Genomic DNA, 16,630 nt, shown 5'->3' with positions numbered 1-16,630 from the left:
TGAATCGCTCGACTACAGGCTTGTTAATTATTCTAAATGTGATGTGATTTTTTTAAGAATATCTAAGATCACATCAAACTCACTTTGTAGTGGGGTGCTTTTACGGGTAATTAATGCAAGTGTGCGGCTTGGTGCATCTTGAATTGATTTAATCGCAATCGCATCATTGCCACTCAGCATACTATTTTTGATTGCAATTTCAGGTAGTAGCGTAAAGCCAAGATCAGAAGATACCATCTCGACTAAGGTCGGTAAGGAACTTGCTTTTAAGCGATGATCATTTTTACGCTCACCGACAGGGCATGCACTCAAAGCATGATCACGTAAACAATGACCTTCTTCGAGTAACATTAAACGGGTCAGATCAAGGTCATCTAAACTGTTTGCATGAATCGCATTACTATCGTTTTTGTTGTAAACAAGCGACAAATGCTCTTTCGCAATTTCAGAGACTTTTAGACCACGAGTATCAAAAGGAAGTGCCAGCACAATCATGTCAAGATTGCCATGTTCGAGCTTTTCTACAATTTTTTCACTTTGCGCTTCATGGAGATGCAGTTGGATTTTGGGTAAGTGTTGATGAACTTCATCAAGCAACTGAGTCAAAATAAACGGCGCAATGGTTGGAATAATACCCAGATGCAAATCACCAGTTAGTGGTTCACTCATTTCTCGACTTAAGCGCATGAGGTCCTGTGCATCAGCCAATAACACACGTGCGCGCGCTACAACTTGTTCACCTAAAGGGGTTAAGCGAACGTTTTGACGATCACGTTCAACTAAGACGCCACCTAACAGACGCTCTAATTCCATAATCCCCCCAGACAATGTGGACTGGGTAACAAATGAACGGCGTGCTGCTTCAGTAAAATGTAATGTTTCTGACAACGTAACTAAATATGATAGCTGTCTTAATGAGGGTAATGCAGCCATAGTGTCCTAGTGTGATGATCTAAAATGATGAACAAACAAACCGCTAAGTTGAGGAATGAAATGTGCTGGAATATCATGCCCCATTCCTTGAATTAATTCAAACTTAGCACCAGAAATTGCTTTTGCAACTGCTTTCCCATGACTTGGTGGTAACAAACGATCTTTTGAACCATGTACAACCAAGGTTGGTTGAGTAATATTCTTGTTTAAAGGTAACAAAGAACCCGTACATAATATTGCTAAAAATTGTTGAAGTACACCCGCTGGATAAAAACTACGGCGATATAATTTACGAATGGTTTGAATTGTTTCGAGTTGGTTCACATAACCTGGCGAGCCAATAATTTGAAATACTTTTAAACTGTGATTAACAATTGCTTCTTCATCATGCGCTTCAGGTCTACCGAGTAAACTAAAAAGTTGCTTTGGATGCGGTAATTTTAGAAAGGGCTGATTATTACTGGTAAATAATAAGCCAACCTTTTCGACTTTCTCAGGATATTTTGCTGCAACGATTTGGGAAATCATGCCACCCATTGATGCACCTAAAATATAGGTTTTCCCGAGACCTAATTGGTCAATCAACATCGCCACATCATCAGCCATATCATACAGCGTATAAGGCGCACCTTCATTTCCTAAGCCCAACATAAAGCGGCTCATCAATTTCATGGTATTGAGGCGTTGTTTTTTATTACGAATTTTTGAAGATAAACCGATATCACGATTATCAAAACGAATAACCCGAAAACCTTGATCAATCAAAGATTTACAAAAAAAATCAGGCCAAAACAGCATTTGAGCACCCAATCCCATGATCAGCAAAATCGTTGGGTGTTCAGGGTTGCCTCCAATTTCAACATGTAACTCAATTCCATTGCCCAAAGTGACTTTGGTTTCTTGCATAAATGAAGTATAAGGCGACGCATTGAATTGAAAGGCACTGTTCATGGGATTTGTTCCGAGTTGAATTCTTTTTATCAATCGTGAGTTTGTTGGTCTTGATTTCACAACAAACTCATTATAGTTAGATTTTAAACTTGTGCAGGAATTAAATCTGGAACAAGTTTGGTTAAAGTTAAACGTTGTTTACTTGCTGTTGCACCGAGCAGGACAAAACCTCTTAATGTACCTTCAGCATCATTGGCTTTTGCAAGCATACCATCATCAAATTCTTCAGTTTCCCAGTTTACTTCGACACCGATTGGTGCAGGTAAAACGGTCAATGGCGCAGCTGGCGTTTTTACAGCAACTGGCATCGCAGGATAATGTACCGCAGTATTTTGACCGCTCAGTGTTTTAGCCAAAGCGCGCGCTTGTTGCATGATTGGCATCACAAATGGAAGCAGTGTGCCATTTACTTCTGCACAGTCACCAACCGCATAGATATCGGCTTGATTCGTTTCCAATAATGTATTGGTAATGATTCCACGGCTGGTTTGAATTCCTGCTGCTTTGGCTAAAGCTGTATTTGGTTGTAAGCCAATTGCGGAAAGTACAATATCAGCGACTAAGGTTTTACCGTTGGCGAGAGTAACTTCGTAGTCTTCACCATTATTAATTTTAGTGACTTTTTCTACCGTAGTAGAAAGGGCGAATTTGATCCCTGCTTGTTCTAGGTTGGTTTTAAATGCATCAGCAACATGATTAGGCAACAAACGACCAAGGGGTTGTGGCGCGAGATCAATCACCGTGATGTCATAGTCACTATGCAGTAAGTCGTTGGCAAATTCACAACCAATTAATCCCGCACCTAGAATAACCACACGCTTGTCTTTACGTTTCGCTAAGTTCTCACGGAATGTGCGATAGTCGATCAGTGAGTTTACAACATGAATATCATCACTACCGTCACCAGAAATGGCTAAACGGATTGGATTTGCACCGACCGCAAGCACCAGTTTTGAATAGGGTTGGGTAATGCTTTCACCATTTTTTTCTAATATGATTTCATGATTTTCGGCATTGATTTCTTTGACCCAAGTTTCTGCTTCAATACGCATGTTCAGTTGGGTTGCCATTTTTGCGGCATCACCCAAAGCGATTTGTTCAGGTGCTTTTTTGCCAGCAAATGCATTGGATAGTGTTGGTTTTGCATAATTTACCGCATCATCTGCACAGATCATAACGAGTTCTTGTTCTGGGCTCAGTTTGCGAAACTCACGAGCAACGGTATAACCTGCCATACCTGATCCGATGATGATGATAGGATGCATTATATTCTCCAACATTTTTTCATTTAAAAATAAATTATAGAAAAAAAGACCATGTGATCATGGCCTTTTTGACAATCTTAGATTTCAATCATTTCAAAATCAGCTTTTGAAACGCCGCAATCTGGGCAAGTCCAATCATCTGGGATGTCTTCCCATTTAGTTCCTGCTGCAATGCCGTCTTGTGGCCAACCATCTGCTTCGTCGTAAATCCACCCACAAACGATACATTGATATTTTTTCATGTGACTCTCCAAACTGATAGGTATGCTCAAATTGCCTTTCAGTAAACTATTCCATAATGTCGCTACGATCGCTGCAATACAACAAACTTGTGTTGATTGGGAGTTAGATTTTTACGCAGATCGACTTTTAAGTAAAGTAAATGCAAGAGTTTAATCATTTATAGAAAAAGTAATATGGCAATTCTAGCTGAAAGTCTTGTTATTTGTGCAATTACTCTAATTTTTGTAGTCGTAAATATGACGATGTAATTTAAAAAGGTGTAAATGTATAAATATGGTTTGATTGAAAAATGAACACTTGGACTTAAGATATCATAATTATCACCACCAAGATGGAGCAACAATACATGGAAACCTTAACTTATACGATAAAAATAAATGCACCTAAACAGAAAGTTTGGGAGGTGTTATGGGCAACCGAAACCTATCAAACATGGACAAAGTTTTTTTCGTGCAGTTCAACGATGCAAACCGACTGGAAAGTCGGTGGCAAAACCTATTTTTGTGATGGGGAAGGAAATGGCATGGTGTCTACCATTGAACATTTAGATGAGTTGAATACGGTTGTCTTTAAACATCTGGGTATAATTATGGATGGGAAAGAAGACTTAGAAAGTAATGATGCAAACTCGTGGGCTGGTGCATTAGAAAAGTATCTGTTGACTGATGTTGAGGAGGGTACCCAGCTTCATGTAGAAGTGGATATTCAGCCAGAATATACCGAAATGATGAATAAAGGCTTTGATCAAGGATTGGCAATGGTGAAATACTTAGCTGAAAAATAAGTTAAACTTTATTGGATATTTATATTGTAATTACCCGATCGAAAAGACTGAAAATCGATAAAGATTCGCTTTTTTCGAGATTATAAAGCTGAAATGATACGAAAATGGGTTGTGATCTGCTATTCTATTCGCCTTTATTTTTTTACTTAAATCGAGGCAGAAATGACGCAACAAAACGCTCAATCGACTTCTGAACAAATACTTTCCGAAAACGATTTAATCGCACAGCGTCATGCCAAATTAAAGCAAATCCAAGAGACTGCAAAACAGACAGGCAAAAGCCCTTGGCCGAATACCTTCAAACGTGAGCATTATACGGCTGACTTGCAACAACAATTCAAAGATCAAGACAAAGCACAAATCGAAGGTGCTGAAAAAGTTTATGTAAAACTCGCTGGTCGAGTCATGCTCAATCGTGGATCATTTATTGTGATTCAGGATATGACAGGTCGTATCCAGTTATATGTTGACCGTAAAGGTTTAGCAGCAGACGTTTTAGAAACGATTAAAAGCTTAGACTTGGGCGATATTATTGCGGCTGAAGGCTACATTGGTCGTTCGGGTAAGGGTGACCTATATGTCCACCTTGAAGCATTTGAATTGCTCACCAAATCTTTGCGTCCACTTCCAGACAAATTCCACGGTTTAACTGACACCGAAGCAAAATATCGTAAGCGTTACTTAGACTTGATCGTAAATGAAGAAACGCGCAGAACTTTCGAGATTCGTGCTCAAGTGATCGCGGGTATGCGTAACTATCTAATCAATGAACGTTTCATGGAAGTAGAAACGCCAATGATGCATGTAATTCCGGGTGGCGCTTCTGCGAAGCCGTTTGTTACGCATCATAATGCTTTAGATATGGAGCTCTATTTGCGTGTTGCGCCAGAGTTATATTTAAAGCGTCTGGTTGTTGGTGGCTTTGAGCGTGTGTTTGAAATTAACCGTAACTTCCGTAACGAAGGTGTTTCAACCCGTCACAACCCAGAATTCACCATGATTGAGTTTTATCAAGCTTATGCTGATTATAAAGACTTGATGACACTGACTGAAAACATGCTTGAAAAGTTGGCCGTTGATATTTTGGGTTCTACTGATGTGCCTTATGGTGAAGAAGTGTATAGCTTCAAAGGTCCATTCAAGAAAATCTCAATGTTTGATGCGATTCTTGAGCATAATCCAGATTTCACACCTGAAAATGTTAATGATCGTGAATTCTTGGCGAAATTTACCAAAGACGTTTTAAAAGAACAGGTTAAACCGGGTTTTGGTTTAGGTAAATTACAAACCATCGTGTTTGAAGAAACAGTAGAGACTAAACTCCGTCAGCCGACGTTCATTACTGAATATCCAGCGGAAACATCACCGCTTGCACGCCGCAATGATGATAATCCACATATCACAGATCGTTTTGAGTTCTTTATTGGTGGTCGTGAATTGGCAAATGGTTTCTCGGAGTTAAATGATCCGATCGATCAAGCTGAACGTTTCCAAGCACAAGTTGCAGAGAAAGATGCTGGTGATGATGAAGCGATGCATTATGATGCAGATTTCATTGAAGCATTGGAATACGGTTTGCCGCCAACCGCAGGTCAAGGGATTGGTATCGATCGTTTGGTGATGTTATTTGCAAATGCAGCGAGTATTCGAGACGTTCTATTGTTCCCGCACATGCGTCGTAAAGACTAATTTGAAGTCAAATAAAAATAGCCACATCTGATTTGTGGCTATTTTTTTATGTGTGCTTTTATTTATTATTTTTCCTGCATCTCTTTTTCTAGTTTTTCACCTGCTTGTATGATTTTCGGCATTAATTCATTCATTTGCTGGTATCCAACTTGCATACTTTTTTTCATGACAATCGGTAATTTATCAATCGTAGATTGACCAACAGGCGTTTTGTAAAACTCAAGCATGCCGTTGATTTCTTGTTGGGTAAATTCCTCAACATAAATTTTAATCATTTCGGGTTCTAATTTTGCCCATGTAAAATCCTGTTTTAGGATGTTTGCAATATTTTGACTATAATTTTCAATGGCTTTCTTTTGTTTGGTATTGATTTCCTGCCCCTGAGTTATTTGTTCAATGCTTGAGGCTGTAAATTTATGGATATATTCGTTGGATTGATCGATGAGTTGTTCTGATTTAGTGATTTTTAATAACTCTTTTACCGACTCTGTTGATGCTTGTTGAGCAAAAGCTGGCATACAAATCGCTGCGCCAAGGACAAACGTTGGAATAAGTTTTTTCATTATCTGATTTCTATAGCATTAAAGAAAAACAAAGGGTACTCAGTGATATCCTGACCTGTCAATTTTTTATCACATGTTAAGAAATGTAATTGTTTGGTTTGGTGATTGAAAAGAATCTATAAAAAACCGATGATGTGCTCATAAATAAATTTGAGAACAGCTTCGATATGTTTTTAAAAAAATCGCTTTATGTTGCATTATTTGCTTCTCTTTCTTCTGTATCATTTGCACAAGGCATTGTGTTGAATGATGAAAACTTACGCACCGACTTGAATTGGTTGAATCAACAAGGTGTTATTCAAATCAGTACCTCAACATGGCCAATGAGTGGTGATGAGATTAAACGTGCATTATCACAGGCTCAAGTGAATAATAAAGCACAACAGAAAGTTGTCGACTCAGTTGTTCATGCATTAGCTGCTGACAATGCAACGGCTAAAGTTGGCTTGCATGCGGGAACGGATCTCAAAACTGTGCCACAAGCCTTTGGTGATAGCCAAAAATCTCAATACCAAGCAGCTTTAGAGTTTAATGCTGGTGGTGAAAATTGGGATGCAAAAATCAGAATCAATGGTGAGAAAGACCCGTTGATTGATCATGGACATGATGTCAATGTTGAAGGCTCTTATATTGCTGGAAAACTTTGGAATCAATGGGTTATCGCAGGTCAAATTCCAACGTATTGGGGGCCAGGTCATGATGGCAGTTTAATTCGTGGTGATGCCAGTCGACCTGTGTATGGTGTAACGGCACAACGCGCGGTACAAAATGCTTTCGAAACAAAATGGTTGTCTTGGATAGGTCCTTGGCAATATCAAGCTTTTGCTGGACAGCTCGATGATTATGAGGCAGTTCCAGACACAAAACTGATCGGTCTTCGTTTGACTGCTCGCCCATTCCAAGCTTTAGAGCTTGGAGCATCTCGTGCAGTTCAATGGGGTGGAGATGGACGTCCTGAAAGCTTCAGCTCACTATGGGATGCGATGTTAGGAACAAGAGACAATGGTGGTCGTGGTAAACCAGATCCAGCCAATCAAATTGCAGGATTTGATGCTCGACTGTTCTTACAGCCTTTATGGAATGTGCCGATTAGCTTATATACCCAATTTGTAGGGGAAGATGAAGCAGGAGGATTACCTGCTAAATATATGTATCTCGGTGGTGCTGACTTCTCATCAAGTTACAACAACATGCCTTATCAACTTTATGCAGAGTGGGCAGATACGCGTACCAATGGTGAGGTAAAGCGGATTTCTTATAATCATCATATTTATAGAGATGGTTACTATCAACACGGCTTCCCACTCGGTCATGCAATGGGCGGTGATGGGCAAATGTATTCGGTAGGCGGTGATATTCGCTTTGATACCATGAATCGTTTAAGCGGGCGAATGTTATACGCTAAAGTCAATCAATCCGATTTAGCGATTAATTCAGCTTTTGCGAAAAATGATAAAGTTAAAGGTTTGGATCTGACTTGGACACATTATGTGAAACCAACGATTCCATTGAAAATTAATGGTTGGATTAGTGATTCTGATGTGAATGGAAATGATGGTGGTGTTTCAGTCGGTGTGGAAATTCCACTAGAGCGAAATATATTCCGTTTTTAAGCGTTATTTGTAAAAAAAAGAGGCCTATCTAGGCTTCTTTTTTTGCATGAATAAAATCATGTGAATCCTAAAATATTTAGCGTACGTTATTCAGGTTTGTTGATATTTCATTGATGTTTGCATATCACAATTTTGCATATTGATATGAAAAAACAAGCTAAAGAAGTCGATCTAAATTATTATAATGAATAAACTTTACTGGCTGGTGAATAAGCCACTAGTAAGCATATTGATATCACGAAAAATTGGAGTTGTTATGGCACTCGTTCCTCCACACGGTCTTCCAAGTGGTGGTTTAATACCACTTATAGATTTTATGGGTAACATGGATAAGGAGGTAAGTGTACATGACTGAAAATAGATTAACGCACCTCAAACAACTTGAGGCTGAAAGTATTCATATCATTCGTGAAGTTGCTGCCGAATTTGAAAACCCTGTCATGCTTTACTCGATTGGTAAAGACTCAGCGGTGATGTTGCATCTGGCTTTAAAAGCATTCTATCCAGCAAAACTTCCATTCCCACTTCTACATGTAGATACGGGTTGGAAATTTAAAGACATGATCACCTTTCGTGACAACATGGCAAAAACACATGGCTTTGATTTGATCGTGCATCAAAACAAAGAAGGTCGTGACGCTGGAATTAACCCATTTGATCATGGTAGCTCGAAATATACTGACATCATGAAAACGCAGGGTTTAAAGCAAGCTTTGGATAAATACCAATTTGATGCAGCTTTTGGTGGCGCACGTCGTGATGAAGAAAAATCACGTGCCAAAGAACGTGTTTATTCGTTCCGTGATACCAAACATCGTTGGGATCCTAAAAACCAACGTCCAGAACTTTGGAATCTCTATAACGGTAAAGTCAACAAAGGCGAAAGCATCCGTGTTTTCCCATTGTCGAACTGGACTGAGTTAGATATTTGGCAATACATCTATTTAGAAAATATCCAATTGGTTCCGCTTTATTTCTCTGCTGTTCGCCCAGTGGTTGAACGCAGTGGTACGTTGATCATGGTGGATGATGAGCGTATGCGTTTAAAAGAAGGTGAAGTTCCACAAATGAAATCGGTACGTTTCCGTACACTTGGTTGTTACCCACTGACAGGTGCAGTTGAATCTGAAGCGGATAACTTGCCTGAAATTATCCAAGAAATGCTTTTAGCAACCAGTTCAGAGCGTCAAGGTCGTATGATTGACCACGATGAAGCCGGCTCGATGGAAAAGAAAAAGCAGGAAGGTTATTTCTAATTTCCTTAAGTAAGTCCCTCTTTTAAAAGAGGGGTTTAGGGAGATTACAAAATCCGATTTCAAATTTTGTGGAGTTTTGAGCAATGTCTCATCAATCAGATCTTATTAGCCAAGATATCTTGGGTTATTTAAAACAGCATGAACAAAAAGACTTATTGCGCTTCTTAACATGCGGTAATGTCGATGATGGTAAAAGTACCTTAATTGGTCGTTTGCTTTACGATTCAAAATTGATTTACGAAGATCAATTGCAAGCGGTCACGCGTGACAGTAAGAAAGTCGGTACAACGGGTGATGCGCCTGACCTTGCTTTACTTGTAGATGGTTTACAAGCTGAACGTGAGCAGGGTATTACCATTGATGTCGCATATCGTTATTTCTCAACGGAAAAGCGTAAGTTCATCATTGCGGATACACCAGGACATGAGCAATATACTCGTAATATGGCGACAGGTGCGTCTACTGCGGATCTTGCGATTATCTTGATTGATGCACGTTATGGTGTGCAAACACAAACGCGTCGTCATACCTTTATTGCAAGTTTACTCGGTATCAAAAATATCGTGGTTGCAATTAACAAGATGGACTTGGTTGAATTCTCAGCAGTGCGTTTCAATGAAATCCAAGTGGAATATGATGCCTTTGTTAGCCAGCTCGGCGATCGTTGTCCTGAGAATATTGTCTTTGTACCGATCTCTGCGTTGAATGGTGATAACGTCGTTAATCCATCTGACAGTACGCCTTGGTACAAGGGTCAAACCTTGATGAATATTTTGGAGTCGGTTGAAATTAATCGTACTTCAAGTAAAAAAGAATTCCGTTTCCCTGTTCAATATGTCAATCGTCCTAATCTCGATTTCCGCGGTTTTGCGGGTACGATTGCATTGGGTAGTATTAATGTTGGTGATGAAATCTTAGCTTTACCCTCAGGTAAAAAATCAACGGTTAAAGAGATTGTCACCTATGACGGCAATCTTGAACGTGCCTTTGCAGGCCAAGCCGTAACCTTAACTTTAAATGATGAGATTGATATTTCTCGTGGTAATGTTTTGGTGCGTGCGGGTGAGCAACCGCTGATTTCACGTAGTGTACGTGCATCTGTGGTGTGGATGACAGAACATCCTTTGGTTAAAGGTAAGTTGTATAACCTGAAAGTGGGTACGCAAACTGTTCCTGCCAAAGTGACTGCGATTAATTACCGTGTCAATGTAAATACGCTTGAGCATACTCAAGTTGAAGAGCTTGAGTTAAATGCAATTGCAGATGTTGTGGTCGAGTTTGATGCACCAGTGGTGTTTGACCAATATCAAGACAGTCGTTATACAGGTTCATTCATTTTCATTGATCGTTTAAGCAATGTAACGGTTGGTGCGGGTATGGTTGAAGCTGCAGTGGAATGGACTGCACATAGCAATCCTGTGACAGCGGAAGATCGTGCTGCTCGTTTAGGTCAAAAACCTGCGGTGATTGGAGTGTCTGCACAGTTGATCGAAAATGCTCAGGCTTTAGAGAGCTTGTTGATTCAACAAGGTGTGGTTGCAATTGCTAAAGCAGATTTAACTGTTGAGCAAATCAACTTGTTGCGTGAAACAGGTGTGGTTGTCATTACAACAACGGTTGATACTACTGATACTGAGGTAGCAGCTGAATCAGTTGAAGATGCAGCTGAAAAGATTGTGACATTAGTCCGTCTGTAATTGCTTGGATTGATTGAAAAGAAGCTCGCGCAAGCGGGCTTCTTTTTTTGTGGTTGGTGTCTAAAATCGTATTTAATTTTATCCTACTTTGAGATCGCTTTTATGCGACAATAGCCCTTTATATTTTTGTCCAAGGACTCCCATGACTGAGCACTCTCCTGAATCTTTAAGCGATATCGAAATTTTAGACATTTTACAGTCTATGAGAAAAGATGAGCTTGATGTTGAAGCCAAAGAGATGATCGTGAATGGTGGTAAAGCAGGTCGCCAAGAAGCACATAAACAAGCATTGGTGGCATTGCATACAAGTTTTGAAGATAAATTTGTTGAAGCTGTTACACTGGCATTGGGTTTGAATGCAGGGCAAGCAAAAAAAATCCGTTATAAAAAAGATCGTATCCGTATTTTAAAAGTACGTGGTATTGATTATCTTGCGATTGATGGTGCTGAAACTGCACAAGTACTTTCGCAAGTGGCTCAAGCAATTAGTCGTGAAGATGCAATTGTCACTGAAGGTCTGCACAATATTTTCCCGTTCTGGAAGGAAGGTTGGCCGATGGTTCAGTTTGATAACGCCTACAAGATTTTAGCTGAAGATATTTCGATTCATTATCAAGCAACACTCGATGAGTTAATTTCACTTTATGGTGGCAATTAAAACCTCATAAACGCGGTGTCCTGCTTGAATCCTCACATTGAAAATAACAAGGATTGTTGATTTTATGCGTTTAGCTACGAAGATTCCGCCAGAGGCTTTACAAGTATTACGAGAAGGTAAATTAATTGATGCCATCAAGATTACCCGTGAAAAAACGGGTTTAGGCTTAAAAGAATCAAAAGATTTGGTGGATCAATATTTACAAGATCATCCGCAAGAACAGGCGCGTATCCAAGAACAGTTGGCCCAGCGTAGTCGAGGGGGAATCAAACTTTTTGTTTTGATCTTCTTTATTTTGGCCATCTTAATTTGGTTTGTCATGAAATAAAATAAAGCCCAGTCAATGGGCTTTTTAATTCAGTGTGATTTTAATCTTCTGGAATTGAGAAGGATTCACTTTCTTGGCTAGATAGGATTTGAGTCACCAGCAGCTGATCAATCTTATAGTGATCAATATCGACCACCTCAAATTTGAAACCCGCATATTCTACAGCATCAGCGGGGCGGGGAATCTTGCGTAAACGATACATGATAAAGCCTGCGATCGTCTCGTAGTTTTCGTTTTCAGGGAATTCTTCAATTTCCAAGACATGCTTTACATCTTCTATCGGGGTACTGCCATCAATTAACCATGAATGATTATCACGTTTAATAATTTGTAGATCTTCTTCCAGCGGTGTAACCCAATCGCCCATCACCGTAATCATAATATCGCTCAAGGTAATGACACCAACCACGAATGCATATTCATTGATAACGACTGCAAATTTTTCTTTGGTTGAGCGGAACCGATCCAGTACCTCTGATAAGGTTAGGGTGTCTGGAAGCATGAGAACCGTACGAATCGTAGACTCATTGAGCTGTAGCAAAGATTGATTATTTAAAATACGGACCAAAATGTCTTTGGTATCGACATAGCCAATAACTTGGTCAATATGTTCATTGCAGACTAAAAACTTTGAATAAGGGTATTCAGCTAATTTTTGGCGAATACTACTTTCATTTTCTTTCAGGGTAAAATAAACCACATTTTCTCGCGTGGTCATACTTGATGGAACAGTACGTTCTTCTAGTTCAAATACATTTTCAATGAAATGATGTTCTTGTTTTTGTAAAACACCTGCTTGAGCGCCAGCATCCATGACTGCGGAAATATCATCAAAGGTAATATTGTCATCACGCACAGTATTCACTTTAAACAGACGGAATAACAAGTTTGCGATCGCATTGATGCCCCAAGCCAAGGGTTTGCAGACCTTAATAAAGATTTGGATCGGATCGATGACACTGATCGCAATTTTTTCTGGTGCGATCATTGCCAGACGTTTTGGCATCAAATCGGCAAATAGAATAAAAAGAGATGTAACGAAAGTAAAGGAAACGGCGAACCCAATGTTTTCTAACCATGGTCCCGTATAAAAGCGACTAATCAGCTCAATAAAATGAGGTCGAAACGCTGCTTCACCTAAAATACCACCTAAAATAGCAACAGCATTTAGCCCGATTTGTGAAGCGGCAAAGAAATCAGCAGACTGTTCTTGTAGGTCGAGCACTTTTTGAGCGCGATGCTCTCCAGATTCCGCGAGAATCTTAAGTTTAACTTTGCGAGCACCTGCTAGCGCGATTTCAGTAAGTGATAAAAAGCCTGCTGCAACAATCAGCATGGCAATGATAATGATATTTTGTACGAGACTCACACGTCACCTAGATTTTCATCATTATTAATTATCATAATGTTTTAACATAAAAAAGACGCTGAGTTAATCTTTAGATCAACTCAGCACTACTCATATTTTAAAGTGAAAAGACTTTAAGGTAATGAGCTAATTTTAGTATTGTGAAAACTGTGAATTATTTAATAAAAACTCACGGTTTTCTTCTTCAATCATTTGTCGCGCGACAAATAGAATCAGTTGTCTTAACCAACGGTGCGCTGGATGATGATGAAGTAAAGGACACCAAGCCATTTTAAGTTCAAATTCTGGAATATAAAAAGGAGGATCTTTGATGACCAGTCTTTGATTTTGTGTTTGTAGTTGTGCCATCCGTGTTGGGAGCGTTGCGATTAAATCAACATTTTGAGCTAAAAGGGCAGGCATTTGATAGTGTCGGGTAAAGACTGAAATCTTACGACGTTGACCGATACGCTCTAATGCTTGATCAATCCAACCTAAACCCGCTTGTTTGTCTGGATTTACACCGAAGCCAACGCCCATCCCTGTTTTTGATACCCAAATATGTTGAGCATCTAAATAACTTTTGAGGTTGAGGTGGGTAACGGCAGGGTGCTTATCATTCAAAATACAACTAAAGCTATCACGCCAAACCAAGACTTGGTGAAAGCTTTGCGGAATTTCATTGAAACGGTTAATGGCTAAATCGACTTTGCCTTGTTCCATGTCTCGATATGAGACATCGCTTGGCGTCAAAAAGTCGAGTACGACATTGGGTGCTTCTGAGCGTAATGCTTTGACTAAGCGAGGAACTAAAGTTGCCTCAGCATAGTCAGATGTCATAATGCGAAACACGCGAGTACTGGTATACGGTCTGAACTCGGTACGCGGTTCCAAAATCATCGAAAGGTCTGATAGTGCATCACGAATACGAGGTTGTAATTCTAATGCACGTTCAGTCGGGGTCATGCCTTCTGATGAACGGATCAATAAAGGATCATTAAATAAATTACGTAAACGACGTAAAATATTACTCATCGCTGGTTGGGTAACACCGAGCTGTTCCGCGGCGCGTGTGACATTTTTTTCACGAAGAAGTACATCAAGATATATTAATAAATTGAGATCGACCCGTTCCAGATTCATAAAAAAAATACCGAAAATAAAATCTTTAAATTGTGCTGGATTATGACATATTTAAAGCAGTTTGCGTAACTTAATACGATATAAAAACAATTGCACAGTAATGAATGGCGTAAGCTATTGAAAGCATAATTCTGTCTTGTTCAGCAGTCAATTTACGCTGTTTTTTGGGAGGAAAGAATATGGGTATAATAAAAAAGATCAGAATGAAGCGCTATTGAATCAGTTTTTTTAGACGCTTTTTCTGATTTAAAGAAAGCAGATATTGCGTGTTACAACAACATCGAGACAGTGTTGATGAACTTTTAATGAAAAAAATATAATTTAAAACAATATCTTAAATTGGTTATATGTTATTGTGAATACGTCTTTATCCATGTATTTTTTAAAAAAATACTGAAGATTAACCTAGAATATTGGATAAATTCGTTTGCAAAGACTAAGCTGTGAAACATGTTGATGAAGTGCTTGAAATCTAGACTGCGAAAAGCATGATTTTTAGCAATCATTCGATGCCAATCCTCAAAGGAATATATCATGACTACATATCAAACAGCGATTGATGCAATCCGCGAACTAAAAGCAAAATTCGGCGACACTTGGCGCGATATTAGCCCAGAAGATGCTGCGCGTATGCAATTGCAAAACCAATTCAAAACAGGTCTAGATATTGCTAAATATACCGCTGCAATTATGCGTCGTGATATGGCTGAATATGATGCTGACTCTAGCAAATACACTCAATCATTAGGTTGCTGGCACGGTTTTATCGCGCAACAAAAAATGATTGCGAACAAAAAATACTTCGGTACAACTGAACGTCGTTATATCTACCTTTCTGGTTGGATGGTTGCTGCACTTCGTTCAGAATTTGGTCCACTTCCTGACCAATCTATGCATGAAAAAACTTCAGTTGCTGCGTTAATTGGTGAAATCTACACTTTCTTACGCCAAGCTGATGCGAAAGAATTAAACGATTTATTCCGCGCGCTTAAAAAAGCAAAAGAAGCGGGTGATACAGCAAAAGCTGCTGAAATCACTGCTCAAATCGATGGTTTCCAAACTCACGTTGTGCCAATTATTGCTGACATCGATGCTGGTTTCGGTAACGAAGAAGCAACTTACTTACTTGCTAAGAAAATGATCGAAGCAGGTGCTTGTGCACTTCAAATCGAAAACCAAGTATCTGACGCGAAACAATGTGGTCACCAAGCTGGTAAAGTAACAGTTCCACATGAAGACTTCATCGCTAAGATCCATGCATTACGTTATGCATTCTTAGAAATGGGTCTTGATGACGGTATCATCGTTGCACGTACTGACTCTGAAGGCGCTGACTTAACTCAAAAAATCCCAGTGGTTAAAGAGCCAGGTGACATCGCTTCTCAGTACATTAGCTACTTAGAAACTTCTGAAATTGATATTGCTGATGCTCAAGAAGACGAAATCTTGATCAAACGTAATGGTAAATTACACCGTCCTAAGCGTTTAGCTTCTGGTTTATATCAGTTCCGTGCTGACACTCAAATTGACCGTGTTGTACTTGACTGTGTATCTAGCCTTCAAAATGGTGCTGACCTTCTTTGGATCGAAACTGCGACTCCAAACGTTGACGAAATCGCTCACATGGTTAACCGTGTACGTGAAACTGTTCCAAATGCGAAGCTTGTTTATAACAACAGCCCATCATTCAACTGGACTTTAAACTTCCGTCAACAAGCTTACGATCGTTGGGTTGCTGAAGGTAAAGACGTTTCTGCTTACGACCGTGCTAAATTAATGAGCGCTGAGTACGATGAGACTGAATTGGCTGCTGATGCTGATGCTAAAATCCGTACTTTCCAAGCAGATGCTTCTCGTGAAGCGGGTGTGTTCCATCACTTGATCACACTTCCGACTTACCATACTGCTGCGCTTTCTACTCATGAGCTTGCACAAGGTTACTTCGGTTCTGAAGGTATGTTGGCTTATGTTGCTGGCGTACAACGTAAAGAAATCCGCGGTGGTATCGCATGTGTTAAACACCAAGCAATGGCTGGTTCTGACATCGGTGATGACCATAAAGAAATCTTTGCTGGCGACAATGCATTGAAAGCTGGTGATGACTCTAAAAACACAATGAACCAATTCGGTGGCTAAGCCCTGATTTGATTCAAAAAACC

The 16,630-nt window shown here is 39.6% G+C and carries 16 protein-coding genes; 9 read left to right on the top strand and 7 right to left on the bottom strand.

Annotation, left to right across the window (positions count from 1 at the left end):
- Positions 1-27: 27 nt before the first annotated feature.
- From oxyR to rubA, 4 genes are all read right to left on the bottom strand, one after another.
- The gene (gene oxyR, locus F991_RS02885) at positions 28-933 is read right to left on the bottom strand and encodes a LysR family transcriptional regulator OxyR (RefSeq protein WP_004668812.1); all 906 of its coding nucleotides are present in this window, start codon (positions 931-933) and stop codon (positions 28-30) included.
- Between the two features lie 6 nt (positions 934-939).
- A complete protein-coding gene (locus F991_RS02880) occupies positions 940-1,884 on the bottom strand; it encodes an alpha/beta fold hydrolase (protein ID WP_004668810.1) in 945 nt (314 codons plus the stop codon).
- A gap of 83 nt (positions 1,885-1,967) precedes the next feature.
- Positions 1,968-3,149 (bottom strand): rubredoxin reductase RubB, encoded by a 1,182-nt coding sequence (rubB, locus tag F991_RS02875; protein WP_004668808.1) that lies wholly within the window; start codon positions 3,147-3,149, stop codon positions 1,968-1,970.
- A 77-nt stretch (positions 3,150-3,226) separates the two neighbouring features.
- Positions 3,227-3,391 carry a rubredoxin RubA gene (gene rubA, locus F991_RS02870; protein ID WP_004663059.1) on the bottom strand — a complete coding sequence of 55 codons (165 nt, stop codon included), beginning with the start codon at positions 3,389-3,391 and terminating at the stop codon, positions 3,227-3,229.
- A 347-nt stretch (positions 3,392-3,738) separates the two neighbouring features.
- Between rubA and F991_RS02865 the strand changes: the two genes are divergently transcribed.
- Both F991_RS02865 and lysS read left to right on the top strand, forming a co-directional pair.
- Positions 3,739-4,176: an SRPBCC family protein gene (locus F991_RS02865; protein ID WP_004668806.1), complete on the top strand. Its 438-nt coding sequence runs from the start codon at positions 3,739-3,741 to the stop codon at positions 4,174-4,176.
- A gap of 162 nt (positions 4,177-4,338) precedes the next feature.
- Positions 4,339-5,865 (top strand): lysine--tRNA ligase, encoded by a 1,527-nt coding sequence (gene lysS / locus F991_RS02860; RefSeq protein ID WP_004668804.1) that lies wholly within the window; start codon positions 4,339-4,341, stop codon positions 5,863-5,865.
- Positions 5,866-5,930: 65 nt separating this feature from the next.
- On the opposite strand, the gene F991_RS02855 is transcribed toward lysS, so the two are convergent.
- A complete protein-coding gene (locus F991_RS02855) occupies positions 5,931-6,428 on the bottom strand; it encodes a DUF2059 domain-containing protein (RefSeq protein WP_004668802.1) in 498 nt (165 codons plus the stop codon).
- A gap of 167 nt (positions 6,429-6,595) precedes the next feature.
- Here F991_RS02855 and F991_RS02850 point away from each other — a divergent pair, with 167 nt between their 5' ends.
- The 6 genes from F991_RS02850 (at position 6,596) to F991_RS02830 (ending at position 11,980) form a co-directional block, all read left to right on the top strand.
- Complete coding sequence (locus tag F991_RS02850) at positions 6,596-8,041, top strand: capsule assembly Wzi family protein (RefSeq protein WP_004668800.1); 1,446 nt, start codon at positions 6,596-6,598, stop codon at positions 8,039-8,041.
- 256 nt (positions 8,042-8,297) lie between these two features.
- Positions 8,298-8,396, top strand: a complete 99-nt coding sequence (locus F991_RS17395; protein ID WP_004668798.1) for a hypothetical protein — start codon at positions 8,298-8,300, stop codon at positions 8,394-8,396.
- Entirely contained in the window at positions 8,389-9,297 is a 909-nt protein-coding gene (cysD, locus tag F991_RS02845; RefSeq protein ID WP_004668796.1) for a sulfate adenylyltransferase subunit CysD, read from the top strand. Before F991_RS17395 ends, cysD begins: the two co-directional genes overlap by 8 nt.
- A gap of 83 nt (positions 9,298-9,380) precedes the next feature.
- Positions 9,381-10,994 carry a sulfate adenylyltransferase subunit CysN gene (gene cysN, locus F991_RS02840; RefSeq protein ID WP_004668794.1) on the top strand — a complete coding sequence of 538 codons (1,614 nt, stop codon included), beginning with the start codon at positions 9,381-9,383 and terminating at the stop codon, positions 10,992-10,994.
- 142 nt (positions 10,995-11,136) lie between these two features.
- A complete protein-coding gene (locus tag F991_RS02835) occupies positions 11,137-11,652 on the top strand; it encodes a hypothetical protein (protein ID WP_004668792.1) in 516 nt (171 codons plus the stop codon).
- Positions 11,653-11,716: 64 nt separating this feature from the next.
- Positions 11,717-11,980, top strand: coding sequence for a ribosomal protein L7/L12 (locus F991_RS02830; protein WP_004668790.1), 264 nt, complete (start codon positions 11,717-11,719; stop codon positions 11,978-11,980).
- 40 nt (positions 11,981-12,020) lie between these two features.
- Here F991_RS02830 and F991_RS02825 read toward each other — a convergent pair whose 3' ends face one another.
- Both F991_RS02825 and F991_RS02820 read right to left on the bottom strand, forming a co-directional pair.
- On the bottom strand, positions 12,021-13,349 hold the full coding sequence (locus F991_RS02825; RefSeq protein WP_004668788.1) for a polyamine export protein PaeA: 1,329 nt from the start codon (positions 13,347-13,349) through the stop codon (positions 12,021-12,023).
- Between the two features lie 132 nt (positions 13,350-13,481).
- Positions 13,482-14,471 (bottom strand): LysR family transcriptional regulator, encoded by a 990-nt coding sequence (locus F991_RS02820; protein ID WP_004668785.1) that lies wholly within the window; start codon positions 14,469-14,471, stop codon positions 13,482-13,484.
- A 534-nt stretch (positions 14,472-15,005) separates the two neighbouring features.
- On the opposite strand from F991_RS02820, the gene F991_RS02815 reads away from it, so the two are divergent.
- Positions 15,006-16,607: an isocitrate lyase gene (locus F991_RS02815; protein ID WP_004668784.1), complete on the top strand. Its 1,602-nt coding sequence runs from the start codon at positions 15,006-15,008 to the stop codon at positions 16,605-16,607.
- The last annotated feature ends 23 nt before the right edge of the window (positions 16,608-16,630 follow it).

It is taken from the genome of Acinetobacter sp. CIP-A165, from assembly GCF_000367985.1.
GTDB lineage: Bacteria > Pseudomonadota > Gammaproteobacteria > Pseudomonadales > Moraxellaceae > Acinetobacter.
Note: the sequence above shows the minus strand (reverse complement) of the source record. Positions and strands in the feature narration are given on the sequence as shown.